Consider the following 22,657-nt stretch of genomic DNA (forward strand, 5'->3'; position numbering starts at 1 on the left):
ATATATATCTTATTACAACAATTATCGTATAAAACAAAAACTGGGAGGAATGTCACCGGTTGAATACCGGATCAATTCCTCCCAGAAAATAGCATAACCATCTTCCAATTTTAGGGGTTCAGGTCAGCGTCTTTTTTATTTATCTAATGTCTTCTGAGTAGAATTGTTGTTTTGCTAAAGCAAGGTTACCAATGATTGATAACTTGTCAGCGTCTTGACTAGGAAGTGTGATGTATTGATCGATATCACCGACATCAAGGTAGCCATCGAATAGCTTCTTGAATTGTTCCTTAATCTTGCCTAATTCTATTTCGTTTAAGATACTACCACCTAAGATAACCTTTTGTGGTCTAATGAAGACAGTGGTTTGAATTACGGATTGTGCAATGTAGAACGCCACAGTATCCCATAGGGGGTTAAACATTGAGATTTCTTGTGGGCGTTGGTGAGTCCTGGCTTCGATGGCCTTGGTTGATACAAGTCCTTCTAGACAGTCACCTTGATATGGACAGGTTCCTTTGAAGTCTTGGTCGTTAACGTTTCTTTGGGGAATGATATGACCAATTTCAGGACTTCCCATATGTCCAACAAACTTTCCATCGTTTACAATTCCGACACCGACACCATCACTGATTGTGATGTATGCCAGACTCAAGATAGGATCATCGTTTAGAATCGAGCTAATGTACTCTCCATAGGCACGACTGTTAACATCAGTTGTAAATGAGATTGGAATATTGAAATGATGTTTGAATGTGCCCAATAGGTTGATATTTTGCCAGTTAGGGCGGGAGGATTCTTTAATATAACCGTATTGAGAAGAGTAAGTACGAAGTTCCAAAGGACCGAATGATGAGATACCAATAGCTGCTAAATCGTCAAAACCTTTGAAGTAGTCGATAGCTTTTTTCAAAGTTTCTTGAGGTTCAGTTAAATCAATTACAATCCAGTCTGAGATGTTGCACTTACCGTCACCAACGGCACAAACCATTTGGTTGTGATCAGTGGTACAGAGACTTCCTAATAACATATTCAACGCCTCTTTTTAGTGAAATTTTTCGTTATCTTGTTCTTGAATTTCCTTACGTCTTTCTGCGTATCCTGGTTTACCAAGTAGGGCAAACATGTTTTGCTTGTAGTCTTCAACGCCTGGTTGGTTGAATGGGTTGATACCGTTTAGGTAACCTGAAACTGCAATTGCAAATTCGAAGAAGTAGATTAAGTAACCTAAAGTAGCCTCGCTGTTGTCTTCAGCGGTTACCAACATGTTTGGTACGCCACCGTTTGTGTGGGCGATAACAACGGCTTCTCTAGCAGTCTTGTTAACTTCGTCCATTGTAGTGTTCTCCAAGTACTTTAGACCATCTAAGTTTTCTTCGTTGGCAGGAATACCTAGGTTTGAAGCAGGTTGTTTGATTTCAACAACTGTTTCCATTAGGTTACGCATCCCTTCTTGGATGTATTGACCCAATGAGTGTAAATCAGTACTGAAGATAGCTGAGCTAGGGTAGATACCCTTGTAGTTCTTTCCTTCAGTTTCACCCGCAAGTTGTTTCCACCATTCGGCTAGGAAACGAAGATGTGGTTCGTAACTTTCAAGGATTTCGTTAGTGTAGCCCTTACGGTACAAGATGTTTCGGAAAGCAGCGTATAGAAGTGAGTCGTTTTCATATAAAGGAGCGTCCTTTAATGCAACTTGAGCTTCGTGTGCACCGTCCATTAAATCATCGATGTTAGCACCTGATGCGGCGATTGGAAGTAGACCAACCGGAGTTAGGACTGAGTATCTTCCACCGATTCCATCAGGGATTACGAAACTAGTGTAGCCTTGATCGATTGCTTCATCGTGTAAAGCACCTTTCTTAGCGTCAGTAGTTACGTAAATACGTTTGTTAGCTTCTTCTTCACCGTATTTTTCAATTAACTTTTCCTTGAAGATTCTAAATGCCATTGCTGGTTCAGTAGTGGTACCTGATTTAGAAATCACGTTAACTGAGAAGTCACGGTCACCGATTACACGTAGTAAGTCGGCAGTGTAAGCAGGGCTAATAGTGTTTCCTGCGAAGAAGATTTGAGGGTGCTTGTCAGTACCTTCTAAGTTGAAGAAACTTCCGTGTAGGAAATCTAATGCCATCTTGGCACCTAAGTATGAACCACCGATACCGATAACAACTAGGACATCAGAGTTTTCTTGAATGTCTCTGGCAGCGTCTTTAATACGGTCGAATTCAACGGGATCGTATTCTTCTGGTAGGTTTACCCAGTCACCCATTTTGGCTTCAACACCGGTTCCATGAACTAGTAAGTCACGGGCGGTTTGTACCATTGGGGCGATTTCCTTTAATTCATTTGATTGCACAAAGGACTTTAGACCTTTGGTGTCTAATTCAACTCGTTTCATTTTATGTTCCTCCATCGATTAATCAATCTTAACGATGTTTTCTTTGTAGTATTGTCTTGATGCTAGTGCGAAGTTACCGATTGTAGCTGAACCGTTGTCTTCACATGCTGGCATGGTGATATAGTAATCTAAGTCACCAACATCAACGTAATCGTTGAACATTTTCTTGAATTGTTCACGAACTTTCTTGATAACTGGTTCTGAAATTACTCCACCACCTAAAATAACTTTTTGTGGACGAATGAATAGGGTGGCTTGCATTACCGCTTGGGCAATGTAGTAAGCCATGATGTCCCAGACAGGATCATCCATAGGAACATCTTTACCTTTCTTACCGCAACGAACGTCAAAAGTAGGACCAGCTGCTAGACCTTCTAGACAGCTGTGGTGGTATGGACATAATCCCTTGAAGTCTAAATCGTCTGGATGGCGTTTTAGATAAATGTGTCCAGCTTCAGGGTGACCTAGAGAACCAATGAATGAACCTTCATTGATAATTCCGGCTCCAACACCAGTACCGAAAGTATAGTATACCAGTGTTTGTAATGGATTATGATTTCTAATTGATGTAATGTATTCACCATAAGCGGAACCATTAACATCAGTAGTCCAGAAAATAGGAATATCGAAGTGTTTCTTCATTGTTCCTAAGAAGTTAGTGTTGGACCAGTTTGGTTTTGGTGTGTCTGTTATATAACCATATTTTGGTGAGTCTGTGCGCACTTCGATGGGACCAAATGACGCAATACTCATGGCTGTTAAATCGTCGAATTTTTCAAAGTATTCAATACATTTGCTTAATGTTTCATCAGGAGTGGTGGTAGGAATTCTCACACTGTCAAGAATTTCATAGTTTTCATTACCTACGGCGCAAACAAATTTTGTTCCGCCTGCTTCAATGCTACCAAATTTCATAGTTGAATCTCCTTTAACCTTTTTCTTTGGGGAGCATTAGTTTTTGAATGCGCTCCCAATTTTTATTATGGACCCGATTTTTCTAAATACAAGAAAAAAATAGTTAAAAAAAGGTTAAGAATTGAAAAATTGGTTATCATGGATATATAACTATAATGACGGGCTTTTTAAAGATTTTATAAAGGTTATGTAAACGGTTTCATTAATCCTTCAAACCTGATACAATTAGACACAATAATACAAAAAAAGTGAGGCTAGAAAAATGGATACAAAGTACTGGAATATCGATCGATTAGGTCGACTATACAAAGATTGGGACCCAGAAGTGTTAAAGAAATTGGCAACAAAGATTGCTAAATCCCACTGGCGTCCTGGATATCACATTACTACTCAGACCGGTTTGTTGAATGACCCCAACGGTTTTTCATATTTCAACAATCAATGGCACTTGTTCTACCAAGCATTCCCATACGGTGCTGTGCACGGTTTAAAGAGTTGGCAACACATGGTGTCAGACGACTTAGTCCACTGGAAGTTCATCGACAAACCAATGGTGCCGGACATATATTATGACCGTAATGGATGTTATTCCGGTAGTGCCATTAATGTCGACGGTAAGCTATTCTTGATGTACACCGGAAACACTTTTGAGGGTGAAGAGATGGCCAGACATCCTTACCAATTAGGTGCGTGGATGGATGCCGATAATAATATTTCAAAACTAGATCACCCATTGATTGAAAGTGAACCGGAAGGAGTTACCGGTCACTTTAGAGACCCACAAGTCATCAAACACGGTGACTACTACTACGCATTCTTGGGTGCCCAAACCGTCGATAATGCTGGTGAAATTCTAACCTACCGCACCAAAGACATTGAAAACGGCTGGAAACTATATAAAAAGTTAGACCTAGGGACTGACAATTTGGGATACATGGCCGAATGTCCAAACGTTGGTTTCGTTGATGGCAAGGTCGTTGTGATTTTCTGCCCACAGGGTGCTGATAAACACGAATTCCATTATGACAACGTTCATCCAAACGCATATATCGTAGCGGATGACTTGGACTTTGAATCAATGAAGTTAATCAATCCTTCTAAAATGAAACAATTAGATGAAGGTTTTGACTACTACGCGACTCAAGTATTGAATTCTCCAGATGGTCGTTTGCTATCAGTTGGCTGGGTTGGTTTACCTGATACCGAATACCTATCTGATCAAGAAGGTTGGGAAGGTGAACTTTCAATGGTAAGAGAATTACACATTGAAAACGGCAACTTGACCCAACGACCAGTCCAAGAATTCAAACAATTAATCGAAGAAGACGAAGCAAGTGACACTGATTTACAAAAACACATTGAAGCTGCTCCATTTGATGAACACTTCAATTTGAACTTGGAATCAGAAGATAGCTATCTTCGTTTGTCATACGATGAAAGTGACCAAGAATGGACATTGAAACGTAAAAATGTCGGTGAAGACGTTTCAATTCGCACATTCAAGGGTGAAGCTTCATCAATTGACTTCTATTTAGACAACACTGTATTTGAAATCTACATTCTAGGTGGCAAGATTACCATGACCGGACAATTCTTCCACGACGGTAATGAAGTCAGGGTGAATAGCGAAAATATGATTGTTAAACAAAACAGAGTAAATAATATGTAAAAAAAGGGCAACTAGCTTGATGGCTAGTTGCCTTTTTGGTTCGCTATCTACTTAGTAGTTAATTACATAATTTTCATCAATTGATAACTTCGGAACTTTTACCCTAATACTTGTTTTCTTATGAAAAGCCTTTTGATTAATTGTGATTGAATTAGCCTTTTTTAATTGTTTTTGGCTAATAAAAATTGTGTTTACACTTGTATCTGAAACGAATTCTTTAATTAACTTTCCTTTATTAAAGACTCTGATAATAGATGGAGTGACATTTCTAAGATAAATTTTTTCTCCCTTTTTGTTTCTAGTGTTTTTATAAACTACAGGTTTTTCAGTGGCATATTTATCTGAACTAATCTTGTATTTGTTAGAAACAATCTTACCTTTACGGTTTACTCCATATACAGTAAAAGTACTGTATCCTCTAAAGTAGTATTTTACATTGAATGCAGAGTGTTTATCGACCTTAAATATACGAGCCTTTTTGTGTCCATACTTAACGGAAATTTTATTGAATCCTTCAGCTTGGCCTTTAATTAGAAGTTGTTTATTGGTTGCGTTGTATTTATAGGTAACCCTTGATACTCGTGGCTTTACAGGATTTTTAGTAGTGGATTTATGTCTGGATGCATTGGCACTAACCGATAAAGTTGATGCTATTGCAAGCCCACTCAATAATTTAATTAAAATTCTTTTATTGATCATAATTATCAATCCCTCTTTCGTTGAAATTATATCACTATAAGTTTAACTGTATATAAATTCAATTAAAATAATACAGGGAAATGCTATGATTATTCATTAATATCTATATCATATTCACCTGTACGAATTGTAAGTGTGTCATTTTCATATGACAATTCGTTATAAAGTAACGAATATGTTTGATAAAAATTATTTGGTAATGAATCAATTCCATAAGTTTCACCGTTATCCCAGTCAATTATAATGTCTCTACTATTATGACTATCAGTTAATCGGACTGGATATTTACCATTTCTTTTTTGTATACCGGCTTTATATACAGATATGCTTTTTGAAATTAATTGATGACTTAGAAAATTATTTTTTAGCATCTCTGTACAGTAAATATTATTTTGATCATATATTTCTTCACTAACTCTATTTGACATTTTTTCATCTCTCCCAAAAAATAAATTTATTTTTCTGAATCAATATTATTTAGTAATTATAAACGGGCTTTCCATTAAGAATTTCGAACTTAGGTTGAATACTCATATCACTATACCAAGTTAGATATAACCTAGCGTCAATGGTGCCATCGCTAGGGTCTATGTCAATGTGATCTATGATGACACTCACATAACTATGATCTTCAAGGTAAGTCATTAGAGTTCCATTAAGTAGTCCGTTAAAAAGAATTTTTGCCATTTCTTTATCAGATTTCGCAGCGTTTCCAGATGTAACAACAAATTCAGAGCCATAGCCATTTTTATCAACAATAGGTTCAATCATTTTACCAGTAGTTGCTCCATATTTTTTACCGTATTTCACTAAATAAGGATCTAGTAACTTTTTAAATTCTCTTTTTATATTTTCTTTATTTGGAATATATTGTTTTCCAGACTGACGTTTTGTTTCTTTGTGCTTTACAGATTTTATTGTTTTTACATATTTAGTGTTTACCCAACCATGTATTTTTCCTGATGACACGTATTTATATAAAGCATGATTAAGTTTTTTGTTGAAATGGATGTATTTGGAATAAACAAATACTTTGTTACTGTTGATACGTTTCCTGTGCTTTAAAGAAAGAGAAGTATATACATATTTAGTTTTAATTTTCACTTTCACATGCTTTACATTAACCGAATGATTGTATTTATTTGAAGCCTGTGCGGATACGTTTCTAAATACACCTAGGATGAAAAAGATAGTAAAAGGAATGGCAGTTAATTTAAATAATTTATTCTTTCTCATATCAAACTTCCCTTCTAAAATAATGTTATTTGATCAATGAAATTAGTTAGACTAATTTTTGTATTATTTTTCACTGTTCAAGGGAATACTAACATTTGAGGGTGTTAATTAAATTTAAAATTACGTAAAATTATTTGCCCAAAAATGAATAAAATATCAATAATTTTAAAAAGACAACTAATGTAATGACTAGTTGCCTTTTTGATTTTCCATCGATTAAATTAAAATTTAATAATATAATTATAATCGAAACGTAATAATTATATTCGGGGGATACATTTATGAGGTTTAAAAATATGATCAAGCTACTAGCATTAGTAGCATTCGCATTCGTTGCCATTAGTTTTTCAACAAACAAGGCAACTGCGTCAACTAAGGTTCACTACATCGATAGTTATCCAAAATCAATGCAAGGAATTTGGTATGAGGTAACCAAGACCAAAAATGGAGAATACTTCGAAGCAGTTGCATTTAAAAAGAATAAATCACTTCAAGCATTTAGTGATGGCACTCAATATGGAACAGTACTATACAACGTTAACGCTAAACACGTTAAGGTTAATAAAAAGGCTAAGTTCACTCCAAAATATGTTGGATATTATATCGGAAAAGGTGGTAAGAAATTCTACTTTTCTAAGACATGGAACACTAAGAGAAGTGCCAAACCAAATTTTATTTGTTCTCGTTCAACATTTAAAGGACACGCAATTTTAGTTCTTTATGATCGCAAATATAATACAGTTACTGGTTACTTTAGAACTCAAAAGTTAGCTGAAGAATTTGTGAATAAAGAATAATACGTACTTATCACGGGATAGAATTTATGAAAACCAAAAATATAATCAAATTACTAGTTCTAGTAGCGTTCGCTTTCATAGCCGTTAGTTTTTCGACAAACATGGCATCTGCATCAGCTAAAAAATACTATATTAGTTCTTATCCCAAGATAGCTCGTGGAACATGACACTTGAGATACAAAAATAAGCGTGGAAACGAAAATGTTTATTTAAAGATTACTAAAAATCGCATGATTTTTACCGATGACCAATACAATGAACAATCGATTCTTGAATTACACAATATTCATGATAAGCACGTAAAAGTGAAAAAGAATAGCTATATCACTCCAGTTTACGCTGTAAGTGGAAAGCAAAACGGACAAACTTTGTTTTACAATCAAAAGTGGGGAACAAAAAAATCAAAAAAATCTAAGGTAGGTTATTATGTGTACTCTTACAAGGGGACTAAAGGTCTTTACATGTACAACGTTAAGTCTTGTAGAGTACTTATATTTACAAAATCATTAGCTTTGGAAAAACAAATTCAAAAATATCAAGATACGAAGGTTAAATAATACGAAGATTCAATCAATTTTAATAAAAAAGCAGCTAAATTAAACTCTAGTTGCTTTTTTCGTTTAGTTCACTTATTCTTGCCCACATTTGATCGGTATCAATATCTCTAATGTCGACAATTTGAAGTCTATCTTCGACCAATAACTTATGAAGTAAATTTTTTCCGTGACTTTTGTTTTCTAATGTATTTGCATATCTATTAATTAGGCTAGATATTTTCTTTGCTTGTCTTAATCTAACGTTTCTCACATCGGCAAAAGATGGTTCTTTCTCACCTCTTTTAGGATTGAAAACAAATTTTAGCGTTATTTTGGAGTCATGTAGATTGTAGTAATCAAAAATTGATATGAAGTATGAGTAGTCCGATTCGCCAAGAGAATGTCCAAAGAAAACAATTTCATTGATATTATCTTCGATTGCATTTACGTGTTTGCTTTCTTTTTTATTAGTTGATAGGAGATTAGATATTCTATTTTTGACATCGTCATCGGTATCTGTTGATAGGCCAATAACTCTTTGTGTCTTTGTAAATGGATAAATTAATTCAACGCTTGATTGATTTAATTTATCTGGAAAAGAGGTGTTACTGTCTATTCCAAAAATAACATTGCTTTTGTTTATGCTGCTACTTCTTTTTTCATTTTTTAAATATAGACTACCGTGAATATTTTTAAATTTGTCTACATACTTGCTGTTGGGGGTTACGGAAGTGTAATTGAATGATAGTATGTTTGCTTTATTATTATTTGATAGGCTTATTAAAACAGGAATCAAGGTGTTCATTAGCTTGTAATAATTATTTTCATTTGTTCTGTTATTATTTTCTTCATTTTTATTTTTCGAATCGCCTAGATTTTTATTTACCTCAGATTCAACAAAGTTGCTGAATTTATTTTCATAGTCATACAATTCATTTAATAAAAAACTTTGGCATTGACTAGTAGTTAAGCACAACTGTCTGTTGCTATCCATATCATCATTATTTTTAATAATCTTGTAACTAATTACGTAGATTATAAATCTAAAGTTAAAATTATTTAGGGGATTATAGCTTTCCATTTCATTGATTGAGAAAAATTCTTCACTGCTTAAATCCCTGATAGAATCATGAATATATTCTATCGCTGACTTATCGGGATCGCTCATGATGCTTTGCATCGTTAAAAAGTCTCTCATACAAGTTTCTATGTCATACCATGAACCATTAATTTGATCCATCAGAATTAATAGTATTTCCCAAAAGCTCATTTCGGAAATGTCTGGCATGGTTTCATTAAGAACAGATATTACTTCATTTACTTCATGATTTATTTTATTTTTTGTCCTTTCACTTTCTTCAGGATTAGAATCATCTTTTTTAAATTCATCATCCAGAAATGAATCGATGGAAATATTTTTATTCAATAATTGGTAAATAGGGAATCGGTAAACTTTTTGTAGAAATTTATGATTTTTTATTGCTTGTGGTGATGTTAAAACAATATTTTTTAGACCAAGATCAAAGACCTTTAGAGCTTTTAAAGATTTATATACATTGGAAATGTTCTTATTGTTTTCTTGGGTTAAAAAATCTTTGAAAGTTGTATTTAATTTGCAGTATAAATCTGCACCGTTTCCTAAAATAATTAAACTTTTGTTGGTAGATGAATTATCCATAAAAATCCCCCATATGTATTAGTATTTTCAGGGGAATAATAACATCTGTTTAGCTTAATTAAATTTAAGATTCCGTAAAAATATGACGCAAAAAATATACATATATTTATATATAGTTTGTTCTTTTTGTATACGCCTGTATTTACTGGTGTTTGTATGAATTTACTTTGAAAAAAATATAACTAAAGCTTTTTGATGAAAAGCAGCTAGATTAAATTTCTAGTTGCTTTTTTTATTTTTGTATAATATTATATGTCGTATAATATGATCTGAAATATAATTGGAGATGTTCAAATGGCCATTAAAGTAGCAACAAAGCTATTAGATGGTTGTGTCTTGGGTCTATTGGAACAAGAAGAGATGTATGGATATGAACTTACTAAGCGAGTTCAAGAATCCATTAATGTTTCTAATTCGACAATGTATCCGGTCATGCGCCGTTTAAAATCAGAGGGATTGGTCGACACATACGACGAATCGTTTGAAGGAAGAAACCGCAGATACTACCGAATTACTGAAGCAGGGAAGACACAGCTAGAAGAAGTAAAGACAGAATGGATGGCGTTTAAGACCGGCATCGATGACTTAATGGGGGGATAAATTTGAATCAGTATATCGAGGAACTGACTCAACACTTAAAGAAACTTAGAGAACAAGACGCGATGGACGCTATCAGCTATTACACCGACTATCTAACGGATGGAAACTTAAATACATACGAGGAATGTGTGAAGGAATTGGGTACACCAAACCGTTTAGCACTACAAATTCGTGCCGATATTTCTATCAACAATTCAGATAGTTCAACACCACAAAAATTCTGGGAACTACCATCAATTGTGATCTTGGCATTGTTTGCCAGCCCACTACTAGTGCCAGTCGTAATCAGTCTAATTCTAGTTATTTTTGCTACCGTTTTAGCAGCCAGCTTAATGGTACTTGCTGTGGTATTAGTATTAATTTTGACCTTTATCGTATTCCTATGTACAACGGTATGGGGCGTGACTAACATTACCGGTCACATGTTTGAAAGTATCATGGTATTAGGGGTGGCGCTATTCTCCCTAGGGCTTTCCATGGAACTATATCCATTATCAAAATGGTTAGTGAGAAAGTTGGCCAACTGGATTCAACACGTCACAATCTGGACATACAAGAAGTGCCTAAGATATGGCAATGCTGAAGGGAGAGTCAACAATGAAGAAATTTAGTCTAATCGGATTAGGTCTAATCGTTGCTGGAGGAATCGTCTTCTCAATTGGATATGCTAAGGCCGACCAAAGCATCACCGATATTTTCTTTAGTCGTAACATGGATAAGACATACACCAAACCGGTAAAGGCATACGACAAGATTAGTGCTTATGGAAACATCAATCTAACAATTAAATCCGGTAGCAAGTTTACCATTACCTCAACCGATTCTAAGGATCATCCACTGGCATATAAGGTGCAAAACAATACCTTGGAACTACGCCAAGATAATAACGAAAGTAGCTTCTCAACCAACTTCCAAATGGGTGAATTATCACGATTATCATTTGTGACCGTGACAGTGCCAAGTCACCAATTGACTAAGGTTGATGGCCTCGATAATCGTTTCAGTCTAAAGCTAAAACACTACAGTAATAAATTGCCAATGGACATTACCGGATGGGGTAACGTCAAATTAAAGGACGTTAACGCCAAGTCAATTCGTGTGCGCGGCATCGAAGACCGTGTCTCAGTGGCCGATAGTACATTCAATGGGGATGCTAGCCAAATCGATGCAGGGGATAACTACGTTGACCTACACAATAGTAGTTTTCAGTCATTGGCAGTCAAGTCAACTAATGGGGATGTCAACATCGACAGACCGACAATTGAAAGTCATATGTCAGTTACTACCGACACTGGTAACATCTTTGCGCAATTAAAGAAATCAGAAGATGCACAATTAGATGTGAAGACATCTGGACCAAAGCCAACGGTGAAAACAGCAACTAAGGCGGTTAACACTGACAAACAATATCGATTCAAGTCCAATACAGGAACAATTACAGTGTTAGAATAATCATTTTACGATATAGCATATAAATTTATTAGCAAATATAGTAAAATTATAAGTATAATAATGTAAATCATATCAGGAGGGACAATAACGTGTTTAACGATAAAATCGTTTTTAATTACATGTATAATTTATGGGTAGCTGTCTACTCAGACTTAAGTGACGCTGACGTCGAAGAAATTGGCCAAGTGCTATTAAAGAATAGTAAGGAAGAATACAACAGCCAAAATGATCAAAATATCACCGACGACGACTTCATTGATATGATTTCCGAATACTCAGAAGACATTCGTGAACAAGCTGTAAGTGAAGCTGAAGAAGATATTAAAAAACACCGTGCACCTAAGTTCAAAAAGGTAGACGGTAAGTGGAATATTTAAAGAATTAGACCGACTCAATTGAGCCGGTCTTTATTTTTTTGTAACCTTTTTTAAGAAATGGTAAAAATCGCGGCATTAATATACACTTCGTTCAAAAAACTCCTAAAATGGAGTTGTAAAAAGAAATAGGAAAGAAGCTGTGTATTATGACTAAATTCAATAATACTAAGAAATGGGTATATGCCGCAGCCATGACTGGGGTATTATTTGCTGGAGCCCAATATGCTAATTCATCCAGTAACTATTTAGCTAAGGCGGATACCACAAACAATACGTCTCAACATCAATACAAATACAATTCAACAATTAACTTCCAAGATCAAAACAAGAACTCACTTGGTGGTGTGACTGCTTCAAGTGATAGCAATAACTTCCAAAAGTCACGTCTTTCATACACTTTGCACTACAACAATAAGACATATGACTTTACTGACCAAATCAAGAACGACAAGGATATTCCTGACACCATTGATTTAAGTAAGTCAGAATACAACTACACCTTGAATCAACCAACTCACACTTTGACAGTTAACGTAATTGATAAGGATAATCATGCTGTTCTTGCTACCAAGGGTTATACTGTAACCGACTTTGGTACAACTGACATTAAGGACTTAGTTGAACCATTCTCAAACGATTACAGCTACAGTTACTCAGATCCATTCAACTACGAAGACCAATACAACGTTGAAGTTTCAAAGGCTAACGTATCAAGTGCCAGTGGCACTACTATTCATGGTCAAGCTTCCGCATCTTACGATAACGAAGGCAAACAAAGTGCTTCAACTACCACATCATCAGCCGCTGCTTCAACTGGAACTAACACTAATGAAAGTTCTACTTCAAGTGAAAGCTCATCAGCTGAAACATCAAGTGCAGCTAGTTCAAGTCAATCCAGCGAAGCTTCAAGTGCTGAAAGTTCAAACGCATCCAGCGCAGAAAGCTCAACACAAAGCTCAGCGGAATCATCAAAGGCTATCCAAAGCAGTGAAAATTCAAGTGAAGCAACTAACTCATCACAAGCTGAAAACCAAAGTTCTGAATCTACAAACATTTCATCAGCTGAATCATCAGTTGCTTCAGCTGTAGCATCATCAATGGCTGAAAAGAAGTCAGAAGCTAACAAAGATAACGAAAAGACATCAGTTATTTATGATTCTGTAAACCCAGGCGAAGAAAAGGCTGGTAACAATGCTGGTGAACCTGCAAAGACTGAAGCTAATAAGTTACCACAAACTGGTGACAAGACTAACCAACAAGCAATTGCCGGTGTTGGTATCATTGCTATGATTGTTGGTGCTGTTCTTGGATTCTTTGGATTAAGAAGAAAGAATAGATAATCTATCTATAAATAAGAAAAGAAGACCCTTGGGGTCTTCTTTTCTTGTCTTCAAATGGTTCAAAAGTTTAAAAAAGTATAAAATCGAGCAAAAAAGTACATAAAAAATTTTAAAAAATATATAATACTTAAAGAAACTTAATTTTCTTGTAATTAAAATTTTATAAAGAAGAGAGACGTTGTACTATGAAGTTCAATAAGAAGGATTCAAAACTATTCAAGAACACTAAAAAGTTCGTTTACGTTTCAGCAATTACAGGGGTATTGTTGACTGGAACACAAGCAGGACAATTCGCATCTACATACACAGCTCACGCAGATGAAACTGCACAAACATCATTAGTAACAATTACATTTACTGATCAATATGGAAATCAATTCCAAAAACCAGCTGGTGATAATAAATTTTATCCATCAGTAATTACCTATCCAGTTCAAAATGCACAAGTTGCTAAGTCAGACTTAATAAACAGTTTAAGCGATTATCCTGGTGTTAGCACAAGTGATAACAATGTTCCTGATACATTGGATTTAAGCAGAGCTGGTAGCTACACTTATAAACTAACTCAACCAACTCACACATTAACCATCAACCTAGTTGATCAAAACGGTCACACTGTTGAAACTAAGACAGTATCTAATGTAACAAACTTTGGCCAAACTAAGACTGATGATTTATCTACTTGGGCCCAACAACATAACTACGGATACGATTCATTCCCTGGCTCAGTTGATAACAGTCAAACTACTGTAAACATTTCAGTAAAAGCACCTACCACCACAGTTGTTAACGAAAACACTCAACAAAACAACACAACTACTGAAACTACTACTCAAAATTCTTCAACTACTACAGTTCAATCAAGTGCTTCAGACCAAACTGTAAAGAGTTCAGCACAATCAAGCTCAGCAGATCAATCAGCTGCATCAAACGATGACAAGAAGGAAAGTGCTTCATCAGTTTCAACTAGCGAAGCTACTAAACCAGTAGCGCAATCAAGCGAAACTACTAAACAATCAAGTTCAGCAACAGAAACAGTAAAATCAGAAGCTGCTTCATCAGCCGTTTCATCATCAGCTGCTACTTCAACTGAAAGTTCAGCACAATCATCAAATTCTTCATCATCTGCATCACAAGCTCCAAAGAGTGATGAAAAGACAATGGTCATTGTTGATCCTGTCAACAAGGGTGAACACAAGAAGGCTCAACAAACTCCAGCTGCAGATAAGAAAGACGTTCGTGCTAAATTACCACAAACTGGTGATAACACTAACCAAGCTAGAGCAATCGCATTAGGTGTTGCTACCATTGCCGTTGGTCTGGGTCTTGCTTACTTCGGTCTAAGAAGAAAGAACAAATAATCAGTAGAAAAAGAAGACCCGATGAGGTCTTCTTTTTTTACAAATGTCTAATTTGTAACTTTCGGTTTAATGTTAATACGATTGGTCTATTAGTGTTTTGTAAAATTTTTTTAATTATGAGAAAATTTATTAAAGACATTTTAGAATAAGGGGTGTAAAGTGTACTTCAAGAGGAGAGAAGTACTTAATGTTAGAAACTCTATTTTTTATCTTTTTTATAGGTCTATGTTGCACACACTACTATGTTAGATCTGGGAAACACTTTGTATTAGCAGGGCTAATAATCCCTTTAATCGTGGTAATTCTAACCGTAATATTAACGATTGATATACACCGATACACAATCATTATCTACGGACAAGGATTCTTAAATGTTTTAGAATCAATATTAGTCGTTAATCAGGTTAGACTTAGATTCGAAGGTGAATAAAAAAGACATCTTACGCAGCGTTGTAAGATGTCTTTTTTGAATGAATTCATGGATAAATGTATGTTGTAATTATAATAGAACATTCGTTCGCATAATGCAAATATTTTACATCAAAAATTTTGAGGCTTATCATTTGACTTAAAGTGCACTTTATATGAAATAATTGTACTTATTGAAAATATGGGAGGCTTCAATTATGAAAAGTGCAGTATTTATTGAACCTGGTAAAGTCGAAGTTCAAGACGTCGACATGCCAAAGATTGAAAAAGATGATGACGTTATCCTAAAGGTAGTTCGTACCTGTGTCTGCGGATCAGACTTATGGTCATACCGTGGATTAGACGAATACAAAAAGAAAGCTTACAACAATGGTCACGAAGCATTGGGTGTTGTTGAAACTGTCGGTAAGGATATCACTACTTTACAACCTGGTGATTTCGTAATCGTACCATTTACTCATGGTTGTGGACACTGTGCCGCTTGTTTAGCTGGTTACGATGGAAGTTGTCTAAACCATTCAGATAACTTTACTCAAAGTGCCCAAGCTGAATATCTAAGAGCTCAACACGGTGAATGGTCACTAGTTAAGGTTCCTGGTAAACCAGAAGACTACAGTGATGAAATGTTAGATTCACTATTAGCTCTATCAGATGTTATGGCTACTGGATATCATGCAGCTCGTACTGCTGACGTTCAAAAGGGTGACACTGCCGTAGTTATCGGTGATGGTGCCGTTGGTCTATGTGGTGTAATTTCTGCAAAGCTACGTGGTGCTAAACAAATCATCGCGATGAGTAGACACGAAGACAGACAAAAGTTAGCTAAGGAATTCGGTGCTACCGATATCATCGCAGAACGTGGTGACGAAGCTGTGAAGAAGGTTATGGAACTAACTCACGGTAACGGTGCAGATGCCGTTCTAGAATGTGTTGGTACTGAACTATCAACTCAAACTGCTTTAGACGTTGCTCGTCCAGGTGCTAAGGTTGGTCGTGTTGGTTTGCCACACTCAGGTAACTTAGATGTTGTGACTCCATTTGGTAAGAACATTGCGCTTGCTGGTGGTATCGCTTCAGTTACTACTTACGACAGACAAGAATTATTGGACGCCGTATTAACTGGTGCAATTCATCCAGGTAAGGTCTTCACAGGTAAGTACAAACTAGAAGACATTAACCAAGCATACAAAGACATGGCTGAAAGAAACACAATCAAGGCTACTGTTGTTAACGATTAATATTTAAAGGATCGACTGATGTCGGTCTTTTTTTATACCTTCATAATTTAAATTAGAAAATGATTAGGTGCTTTTAATTGACTTATCAGAATTAAACGTTTAGTATACGATATAATCGTTAGAAAATATATCGGAGGAGGAGTCACAAATGAATAACTTTATGAACATGTACATGTGCGATTGTTGTAAACCGGCGGCTTCTCCTCTGGTTATTTAATCGCGTCGTGATACATACGATTAATCTGAGAAGAGCTGCTGACCTATAGTGATGGGATCAGCGGCTTTTTTGTTTGGAGGAGAGAATATACATCACATCATAATACTTAGGAAGTGAAATGAATAATGGATTTAGATGAGTCAAAAAAGATTACTAAATTTGAGACGTTCGCGTTAGCCGTTGCCGCTGTTGCCCCAACTGGTTCAATCGCGTTTAACGCCGTGCCAGCAGTTCCATTCGCTGGAATTAACGTACCGATTGCATTCTTACTTGGTGCGATTGGATTATTATTTGTTGGAATTAGTTTCGCCGAATTATCAAAACATATTTCAGATGTTGGTTCAGTCTACGCTTACAACCAACAAGCTTTAGGTGAACGACTAGGATTAGTCAGTGGGTGGACTTTGACATTTGCCTACGTCAACTTGGCCGTCTCATGTATGGCTGCCAATACTAACTTTGCCCATGTATTCTTCGCTCAGTTAGGATTTAACTTTAACAACACAATCATTGCAGTTGTGATTTTACTAGGTGCTGCATTAGTTCTTACTTTTGGTTTGAAACTTACCAGTAAATCAGCAATTGCGATTGAATTCTTAGCGATTGCAATCCTAGTCGTATTGACCATCATCATCTTTGCTAAGGGTGGTCGTGATGGAATCAGTGCCCAACCATTCGTCCCAATTCACAGTAGTGTATCTGGAATTGGTCAAGGAATGGTATTTGCCATCCTATCATTCTGTGGTTTCGAAGGTGTTACCACTGTAGCTGTTAGAACAAAGAATCCAAAACGTTCAGTGCCATTATCTATTATTGTTACAATTATTTTTGCTGGAATTTTCTTTGTTATCGCAAGTTACATGCAAGTTATCGGATTTGGTATCAACCACGTCTCAGACTTCGCACATTCTTCATCACCATTGAATGACCTTTCATTGATGTACATGGGTCGCCCAATGGCACTTATCATGGATTTTGCCATCCTAATCAGTAGTTTTGGTTCAGTTCTTGGTATCATGAATGCCGGTGCATACATGATCTATGCAATGGGTGTTAAGAAGTACCTACCAAAATACTTCGGTGAATTTAACGAAAAACTAAACAGTCCAACTCGTGCCATCTGGTTACTAACTGTAATCATGGCAGTAGCATACCTAATCTTCGGTGTTCCTTATGGTCCTGAAGTAATCTATGCAAACTCATCGACACTTGGTGTATTAAGCATGTTGACCGTATATGCCTTGGCCTGTGTCGGAACAATTCTATACTTCCACAAACACAGAGATACCATCAAGCGTTCATTTATCAAACATATTTTGATTCCAGTTCTTGGAATTTTAGTGTTAGTTTACCCAATGTGGACTAATCTATATCCAATCCCTGATTTCCCTGGAAACCTATATCCATACGCAGTCATTCTATGGATTATTATCGGATTGGTAGTGTACGCAATTAAGAAGAGAAGAAAACAAGACTAAGCAAAAAGACGTCACATATGTGGCGTCTTTTTGTTTAAATAAATTATATCTTGATAATATTTATTAATTATTTTATTATTTAACCATAATTATTTTTTCATAAAAAGGAGGGGATGAATATCGATAATTTCGTTAAAGGTAAGGCAGTTGTTGTATTTGATCCTCCTTTTTATCGATTGATTATCGAAAATACTTTTGAGGATAATTATGAAGTGGCTAAGGTAACTTTAGGCACTTCTGAACCATCTGCATATTCGATAAACAATCTTATAAATAAGAAGTGGTCAAGATTTAAGTTTTATCAAAAAACTGCTTATGAAGTCGATATTTCCGAAAAAAGAATCAATCCTAAGAGACTACAAAGAATTAGTAGAAAAGAAGTCTCTAAAGGAATTGGTACTAAGGCTCAACAAGCTTTAAAAGAACAAAGCCAATTAGAAAAGAAGACAAGTAAAAAGAAAAAAAGTGAATATAACAGAGAAAAGAAATTAATGAACTTCAAGATGAAGCAACATAAAAAGATGGAAAAACATAAAGGTCATTAATTATATTCAATCAAAAAGACGTCTCTTATGTGGCGTCTTTTTTATCTGAGATGGAATTTATCTATGATATACAAGATTAAATTCATAACCTGTAGGGAGATTCCCATCGCAATTAAAGGTAAGTTGGTGTTTAGATTATTGAAGTCTGCATAGATTCCCCATCCTGCAAAACCGAATATGAAGACAAAACAGGATATAAAAAATATCTTAACCGGTAAACTTCTGTTCCAATTACGAAATGGTAAATCATAGTCTATGTTTAATAATTTAGATTCCTTCATAAAATGATCACAAGCTAAACGAAGAAGGAAAACACCTAAAAGGAAGAACAATGACGAATAGTTTTTAAGGATTGCGACCAGTAATACTGCTAAATAAAACAGTGCATTAATTACGTATTTTAATTCTACAAAGTTATCTTGTACTTTGTCCTTTTGTAGATATTCTTTTAGTCCTGAATCCTCGTTTAAAAGGGTGTCTAGTGAAATTTGATAGAGATCACTAATTTTCACTAGGCTCTTGATATCTGGATAGCTGTTTTCATTTTCCCAACTGGAGATGGTTTTGCGAGAAACATGTAGGTGTTTTGCGACATCTTCTTGAGTCATATTTTTGATTTTACGTTGTTCTTTGATACGTTCACCAAATTGCATTATGTATCGTCTCTTTTCTCTTAAGATAATGACTTTATTTTATATAAAAAATACTATTTTTGGTAGCCAAGTTTCTTGGACATGTTGATATATCAACGTTTTAAAAATGGAAAATAATTTTATACAAAATGTATCGACTATTAAATACAACAATGGGATAATGGGACGTGAATAAAGGGGGAGGTGTTTTTCATGACTGACAATTTAGAACATCGAATGTTTTTAGGTAGGGTCGTTACAAGTGACGATTTCTCGACTGACAAATCATTGGTTCAAGTTGGTGGTATTTGGTATCGCTATGATTTATCCGACAATTCTACCTATGATGAACAAGCGAAATACTCGGTCTTGAATAACACAGGTAATACTCTTCATTTACAAAAAATTAAGTGAGGTATTTGTTATGCCATTTGGAGTTAAAGTCATTCGTCAAAATAACGAAGGATTAGTTGAAACATTAGGAAAGTACAGCCACACTTTAAGTTCTGGTTTGCACTTCTACATTCCATTGATCCAACGCGTTAGAACCGTTAGTCTTGCAATGCAACCTAAGTTACTACCAAAGTATTCATTGATTACTAAAGATAACGCCGAAGTATTAGGTAGTGTCAGTTTGAACTATCACGTAACCGAACCTGTTAAGTATCAATACGAAAATACCGATTCAGTAATGTCCATGGTCCAATTAGTTCGTGGTCATTTAAGAGATATCATCGGTCGTATGGATTTAAACGAAGTATTGGGTTCTACTAAGGAAATCAATAAAGAACTAGCCGATGCAATTGGTGATTTAACCGATATCTATGGAATTAACGTTGATCGTATTAACATCGATGAATTAACTCCAAGTAAGGCCATTCAAGAAGCAATGAACACTCAACTTACTGCTGACCGTGAACGCCAAGCTGAAATTTCACGTGCTGAAGGGGATGCCAAGTCTGTTGAACTACGTACTAAGGCACAAAACGAAGCGTTAGTTGCGACTGCTGAAGCCAACGCTCAAGCTACCAAGACCAAGGCTGATGCTGAAAAGTACAGAATCGACAAGATTCAAGAAGCTTTGCAAGGTGCAGATGATAAGTACTTCAATGCTCAAAGCATCGAAGCATTCAGTAATCTAGCTAATTCAGACACCAACATGGTGGTTGTACCAAATGATGGTGCAGACTCATACGGTCAAATGACTACTTTTGCAAAACTACTAAAGCAAAACAACGAAAAGAAAGAAAATAAAGAATAAAAAAAGGACCTGGCAAACGTCAGGTCTTTTATTTATCATTTTTAATACCGTTTTTCTTCTTGTGTCGATCGTCACCGTATCCCCAGATACATAGGGTTCCAAAGAAAACAAGGAATACCATTGCGAAGTCATGGAAGGAATAACTCTTTGAAGCAACCATTAAGAAGATGGTTAAGATATCAATTAGTAGCGGTAGAATTCCACCAACCCAAAAGTACTTAGTATCGGTTAGTACGTACACCTCTAGTAGGTAAAGTGCAGCAAGGACTAGTAGAAAAATAATGAATCCCATTTCGTTTTCACATCCGTTCTTAGTTAAAACATTACCTAGACATGATATATCAAATTTAAAAAGAACTCAATTTGCCGAAGTATTTAAGATTATCTGATTTTTTGCGGATGAATCGGTTAGAATTCTACAATTGACAATGAACAATAAAAAAGACCTGACGTATGTCAGGTCTTTCTTTTAGTATTCGATTGTACGTTCAGCCATCCACTTAATCATCTTTGGATCATGGTGATCAAAGAATTGGCTTTGATTGGTATCTAGTGTCTTGATTTGTTCCATATCTTCGTCTGATAGTTCGAAGTCTAAGACATCTATGTTTTGTTGCATTCTTTCTGGCTTAACTGACTTGGCCAAAGGGATGATATCTCTTTGGTACAACCATCTAAGCACAATTTGAGCGACAGACATGTTGTACTTGTCACCGATTGATTGAAGTAATTCATTCTTGAATAGGTCATGTTGACCTTCGGCGAAAGGAGCCCATGCTTCAATTTGAACACCGTAGTTTTGCATATATTGAACTTTTTCAATGTTTTGGCAGAATGGGTTCACTTCGATTTGAGCCACCATTGGTTTGATGTCATTGAATTCGGCTAGGTTAGTAATTTGGGCATTGTCAAAGTTGGAAACACCAATTGACTTAACTAATCCTTTTTCATAGGCTTCTTCCATTGCTTTCCATGCACCAAATACATCGTTGTATGGTTGGTGGATTAACAATAAGTCTAGGTAGTCTAGTTGAAGGCGGTCAAGTGAATCTTGGATTGCCCTAGGTGCCTTTGTGGCAGTCACATCATGCACCCATAGTTTTGAAGTGATGAATAGGTCTTCGCGTTTGACGATACCTTCTTCAATCACTGCTTTGATTCCTTCACCGACTTCGCGTTCATTTCCGTAACTAGCGGCGGTGTCGATTAAACGGTAACCGGTTTTGATGGCGTCAACGACAGCTTGTTTGGCAGCACCTTGATTAGGTACTTGGAAAACACCAAAACCGAGGGTAGGGATAGTAACGTTGTTTGCTAAAGTTCTTTTGTTCATACTTATTCTCCTTTGTTTTCGTCTTTTTGATTCATTACGTGTTCTTCGAAATGGTCGATTTTAAAGGTTAGATAATCGACAGTCTCTTGTCGTTTGGCAATCTCAGCTAATAATTCCTTGCGTTGTTCGATTAATAGCTCCTTACGACGATCTAAATCATCAATGTCTTTTAGATAGAGATGAACGAATTCCAGCAATCTTTCAATCGACATACCAGCATTGCGCAATGCCTTGATGTAATATACCCAGTTGGCGTCTCGCTCTGAGTAATCACGATAGCCACTCGCATTTCTTTTGACGGGAGGAAGTAGGCCAATTTTCTCCCAGTAACGAAGGGTATCCTTTGATATACCTAGTTTCTTGCTGACTTCATTAATGTTCATATGATTACCTCCAGACTTGATTATTGAAAAGTATAAACCTTGGAGTTAACTCCAATGCAAGAAAAAACAAAAAAAGTTAT

26 protein-coding genes are annotated in these 22,657 nt (G+C 35.9%); 15 read left to right on the forward strand and 11 right to left on the reverse strand.

Going from position 1 to position 22,657, the window contains the following annotated elements:
• The first annotated feature begins 4 nt into the window (after window positions 1-4).
• Window positions 5-97, forward strand: coding sequence for an IS3 family transposase (locus tag OEZ61_RS08205; RefSeq protein WP_080719905.1), 93 nt, complete (start codon window positions 5-7; stop codon window positions 95-97).
• 42 nt (window positions 98-139) lie between these two features.
• On the opposite strand, the gene OEZ61_RS05750 is transcribed toward OEZ61_RS08205, so the two are convergent.
• From OEZ61_RS05750 to scrK, 3 genes are read right to left on the reverse strand one after another with little or no spacing between them, the layout of a single operon-like run.
• Window positions 140-1,030 carry an ROK family protein gene (locus OEZ61_RS05750; RefSeq protein WP_034535101.1) on the reverse strand — a complete coding sequence of 297 codons (891 nt, stop codon included), beginning with the start codon at window positions 1,028-1,030 and terminating at the stop codon, window positions 140-142.
• Between the two features lie 15 nt (window positions 1,031-1,045).
• Window positions 1,046-2,401 (reverse strand): glucose-6-phosphate isomerase, encoded by a 1,356-nt coding sequence (locus OEZ61_RS05755; protein WP_290047136.1) that lies wholly within the window; start codon window positions 2,399-2,401, stop codon window positions 1,046-1,048.
• An 18-nt stretch (window positions 2,402-2,419) separates the two neighbouring features.
• Entirely contained in the window at window positions 2,420-3,316 is an 897-nt protein-coding gene (gene scrK / locus OEZ61_RS05760; protein ID WP_041152611.1) for a fructokinase ScrK, read from the reverse strand.
• Between the two features lie 262 nt (window positions 3,317-3,578).
• On the opposite strand from scrK, the gene OEZ61_RS05765 reads away from it, so the two are divergent.
• On the forward strand, window positions 3,579-4,985 hold the full coding sequence (locus OEZ61_RS05765; RefSeq protein WP_220382362.1) for a sucrose-6-phosphate hydrolase: 1,407 nt from the start codon (window positions 3,579-3,581) through the stop codon (window positions 4,983-4,985).
• Between the two features lie 51 nt (window positions 4,986-5,036).
• Here OEZ61_RS05765 and OEZ61_RS05770 read toward each other — a convergent pair whose 3' ends face one another.
• The 3 genes from OEZ61_RS05770 to OEZ61_RS05780 form a co-directional block, all read right to left on the reverse strand.
• Window positions 5,037-5,684, reverse strand: a complete 648-nt coding sequence (locus OEZ61_RS05770; RefSeq protein ID WP_220382363.1) for a hypothetical protein — start codon at window positions 5,682-5,684, stop codon at window positions 5,037-5,039.
• 89 nt (window positions 5,685-5,773) lie between these two features.
• Complete coding sequence (locus OEZ61_RS05775; protein ID WP_220382364.1) at window positions 5,774-6,112, reverse strand: hypothetical protein; 339 nt, start codon at window positions 6,110-6,112, stop codon at window positions 5,774-5,776.
• Window positions 6,113-6,161: 49 nt separating this feature from the next.
• The gene (locus OEZ61_RS05780; RefSeq protein WP_220382365.1) at window positions 6,162-6,920 is read right to left on the reverse strand and encodes a hypothetical protein; all 759 of its coding nucleotides are present in this window, start codon (window positions 6,918-6,920) and stop codon (window positions 6,162-6,164) included.
• A 281-nt stretch (window positions 6,921-7,201) separates the two neighbouring features.
• Between OEZ61_RS05780 and OEZ61_RS05785 the strand changes: the two genes are divergently transcribed.
• On the forward strand, window positions 7,202-7,717 hold the full coding sequence (locus OEZ61_RS05785) for a hypothetical protein (protein WP_220382366.1): 516 nt from the start codon (window positions 7,202-7,204) through the stop codon (window positions 7,715-7,717).
• Window positions 7,718-7,947: 230 nt separating this feature from the next.
• Window positions 7,948-8,274 (forward strand): hypothetical protein, encoded by a 327-nt coding sequence (locus OEZ61_RS05790; RefSeq protein WP_290047137.1) that lies wholly within the window; start codon window positions 7,948-7,950, stop codon window positions 8,272-8,274.
• 46 nt (window positions 8,275-8,320) lie between these two features.
• Here OEZ61_RS05790 and OEZ61_RS05795 read toward each other — a convergent pair whose 3' ends face one another.
• Window positions 8,321-9,931 (reverse strand): AbiH family protein, encoded by a 1,611-nt coding sequence (locus OEZ61_RS05795; protein ID WP_290047138.1) that lies wholly within the window; start codon window positions 9,929-9,931, stop codon window positions 8,321-8,323.
• 294 nt (window positions 9,932-10,225) lie between these two features.
• On the opposite strand from OEZ61_RS05795, the gene OEZ61_RS05800 reads away from it, so the two are divergent.
• From OEZ61_RS05800 to OEZ61_RS05840, 9 genes are all read left to right on the forward strand, one after another.
• Window positions 10,226-10,531 (forward strand): PadR family transcriptional regulator, encoded by a 306-nt coding sequence (locus OEZ61_RS05800; RefSeq protein WP_041152608.1) that lies wholly within the window; start codon window positions 10,226-10,228, stop codon window positions 10,529-10,531.
• A 2-nt stretch (window positions 10,532-10,533) separates the two neighbouring features.
• Window positions 10,534-11,142 carry a DUF1700 domain-containing protein gene (locus OEZ61_RS05805; protein WP_220382369.1) on the forward strand — a complete coding sequence of 203 codons (609 nt, stop codon included), beginning with the start codon at window positions 10,534-10,536 and terminating at the stop codon, window positions 11,140-11,142.
• Window positions 11,129-11,983, forward strand: coding sequence for a DUF4097 family beta strand repeat-containing protein (locus tag OEZ61_RS05810; protein WP_290047139.1), 855 nt, complete (start codon window positions 11,129-11,131; stop codon window positions 11,981-11,983). The genes OEZ61_RS05805 and OEZ61_RS05810 overlap by 14 nt, the downstream gene beginning before the upstream one ends.
• A gap of 89 nt (window positions 11,984-12,072) precedes the next feature.
• A complete protein-coding gene (locus OEZ61_RS05815) occupies window positions 12,073-12,360 on the forward strand; it encodes a hypothetical protein (RefSeq protein WP_034530871.1) in 288 nt (95 codons plus the stop codon).
• Window positions 12,361-12,506: 146 nt separating this feature from the next.
• Entirely contained in the window at window positions 12,507-13,700 is a 1,194-nt protein-coding gene (locus tag OEZ61_RS05820; RefSeq protein ID WP_290047140.1) for an LPXTG cell wall anchor domain-containing protein, read from the forward strand.
• 185 nt (window positions 13,701-13,885) lie between these two features.
• Window positions 13,886-15,061 (forward strand): LPXTG cell wall anchor domain-containing protein, encoded by a 1,176-nt coding sequence (locus OEZ61_RS05825; RefSeq protein WP_034535119.1) that lies wholly within the window; start codon window positions 13,886-13,888, stop codon window positions 15,059-15,061.
• Between the two features lie 626 nt (window positions 15,062-15,687).
• Window positions 15,688-16,728, forward strand: a complete 1,041-nt coding sequence (locus OEZ61_RS05830) for a zinc-dependent alcohol dehydrogenase family protein (protein ID WP_034535122.1) — start codon at window positions 15,688-15,690, stop codon at window positions 16,726-16,728.
• Between the two features lie 342 nt (window positions 16,729-17,070).
• Window positions 17,071-18,423, forward strand: a complete 1,353-nt coding sequence (locus tag OEZ61_RS05835; RefSeq protein WP_034535123.1) for an APC family permease — start codon at window positions 17,071-17,073, stop codon at window positions 18,421-18,423.
• A gap of 113 nt (window positions 18,424-18,536) precedes the next feature.
• Window positions 18,537-18,968 carry a YjdF family protein gene (locus OEZ61_RS05840; RefSeq protein WP_034535126.1) on the forward strand — a complete coding sequence of 144 codons (432 nt, stop codon included), beginning with the start codon at window positions 18,537-18,539 and terminating at the stop codon, window positions 18,966-18,968.
• A 41-nt stretch (window positions 18,969-19,009) separates the two neighbouring features.
• On the opposite strand, the gene OEZ61_RS05845 is transcribed toward OEZ61_RS05840, so the two are convergent.
• Window positions 19,010-19,621 carry a helix-turn-helix transcriptional regulator gene (locus OEZ61_RS05845; protein WP_080695582.1) on the reverse strand — a complete coding sequence of 204 codons (612 nt, stop codon included), beginning with the start codon at window positions 19,619-19,621 and terminating at the stop codon, window positions 19,010-19,012.
• A gap of 192 nt (window positions 19,622-19,813) precedes the next feature.
• On the opposite strand from OEZ61_RS05845, the gene OEZ61_RS05850 reads away from it, so the two are divergent.
• Together OEZ61_RS05850 and OEZ61_RS05855 are read left to right on the forward strand one after the other, a co-directional pair.
• The gene (locus OEZ61_RS05850; RefSeq protein ID WP_263500342.1) at window positions 19,814-20,014 is read left to right on the forward strand and encodes a hypothetical protein; all 201 of its coding nucleotides are present in this window, start codon (window positions 19,814-19,816) and stop codon (window positions 20,012-20,014) included.
• Window positions 20,015-20,024: 10 nt separating this feature from the next.
• Entirely contained in the window at window positions 20,025-20,861 is an 837-nt protein-coding gene (locus OEZ61_RS05855) for an SPFH domain-containing protein (protein WP_041152600.1), read from the forward strand.
• A 28-nt stretch (window positions 20,862-20,889) separates the two neighbouring features.
• Here the strand turns inward: OEZ61_RS05855 and OEZ61_RS05860 are convergent, their stop codons facing one another.
• From OEZ61_RS05860 to OEZ61_RS05870, 3 genes are all read right to left on the reverse strand, one after another.
• Window positions 20,890-21,153, reverse strand: a complete 264-nt coding sequence (locus OEZ61_RS05860) for a hypothetical protein (protein ID WP_041152599.1) — start codon at window positions 21,151-21,153, stop codon at window positions 20,890-20,892.
• 177 nt (window positions 21,154-21,330) lie between these two features.
• Complete coding sequence (locus OEZ61_RS05865; RefSeq protein ID WP_140967872.1) at window positions 21,331-22,194, reverse strand: aldo/keto reductase; 864 nt, start codon at window positions 22,192-22,194, stop codon at window positions 21,331-21,333.
• Window positions 22,195-22,196: 2 nt separating this feature from the next.
• Window positions 22,197-22,577 (reverse strand): MerR family transcriptional regulator, encoded by a 381-nt coding sequence (locus OEZ61_RS05870; protein ID WP_057197326.1) that lies wholly within the window; start codon window positions 22,575-22,577, stop codon window positions 22,197-22,199.
• Window positions 22,578-22,657: the final 80 nt, after the last annotated feature.

This window comes from Apilactobacillus sp. EABW-1NA (assembly GCF_030398685.1).
GTDB classification, from domain to species: Bacteria; Bacillota; Bacilli; order Lactobacillales; family Lactobacillaceae; genus Apilactobacillus; species Apilactobacillus waqarii.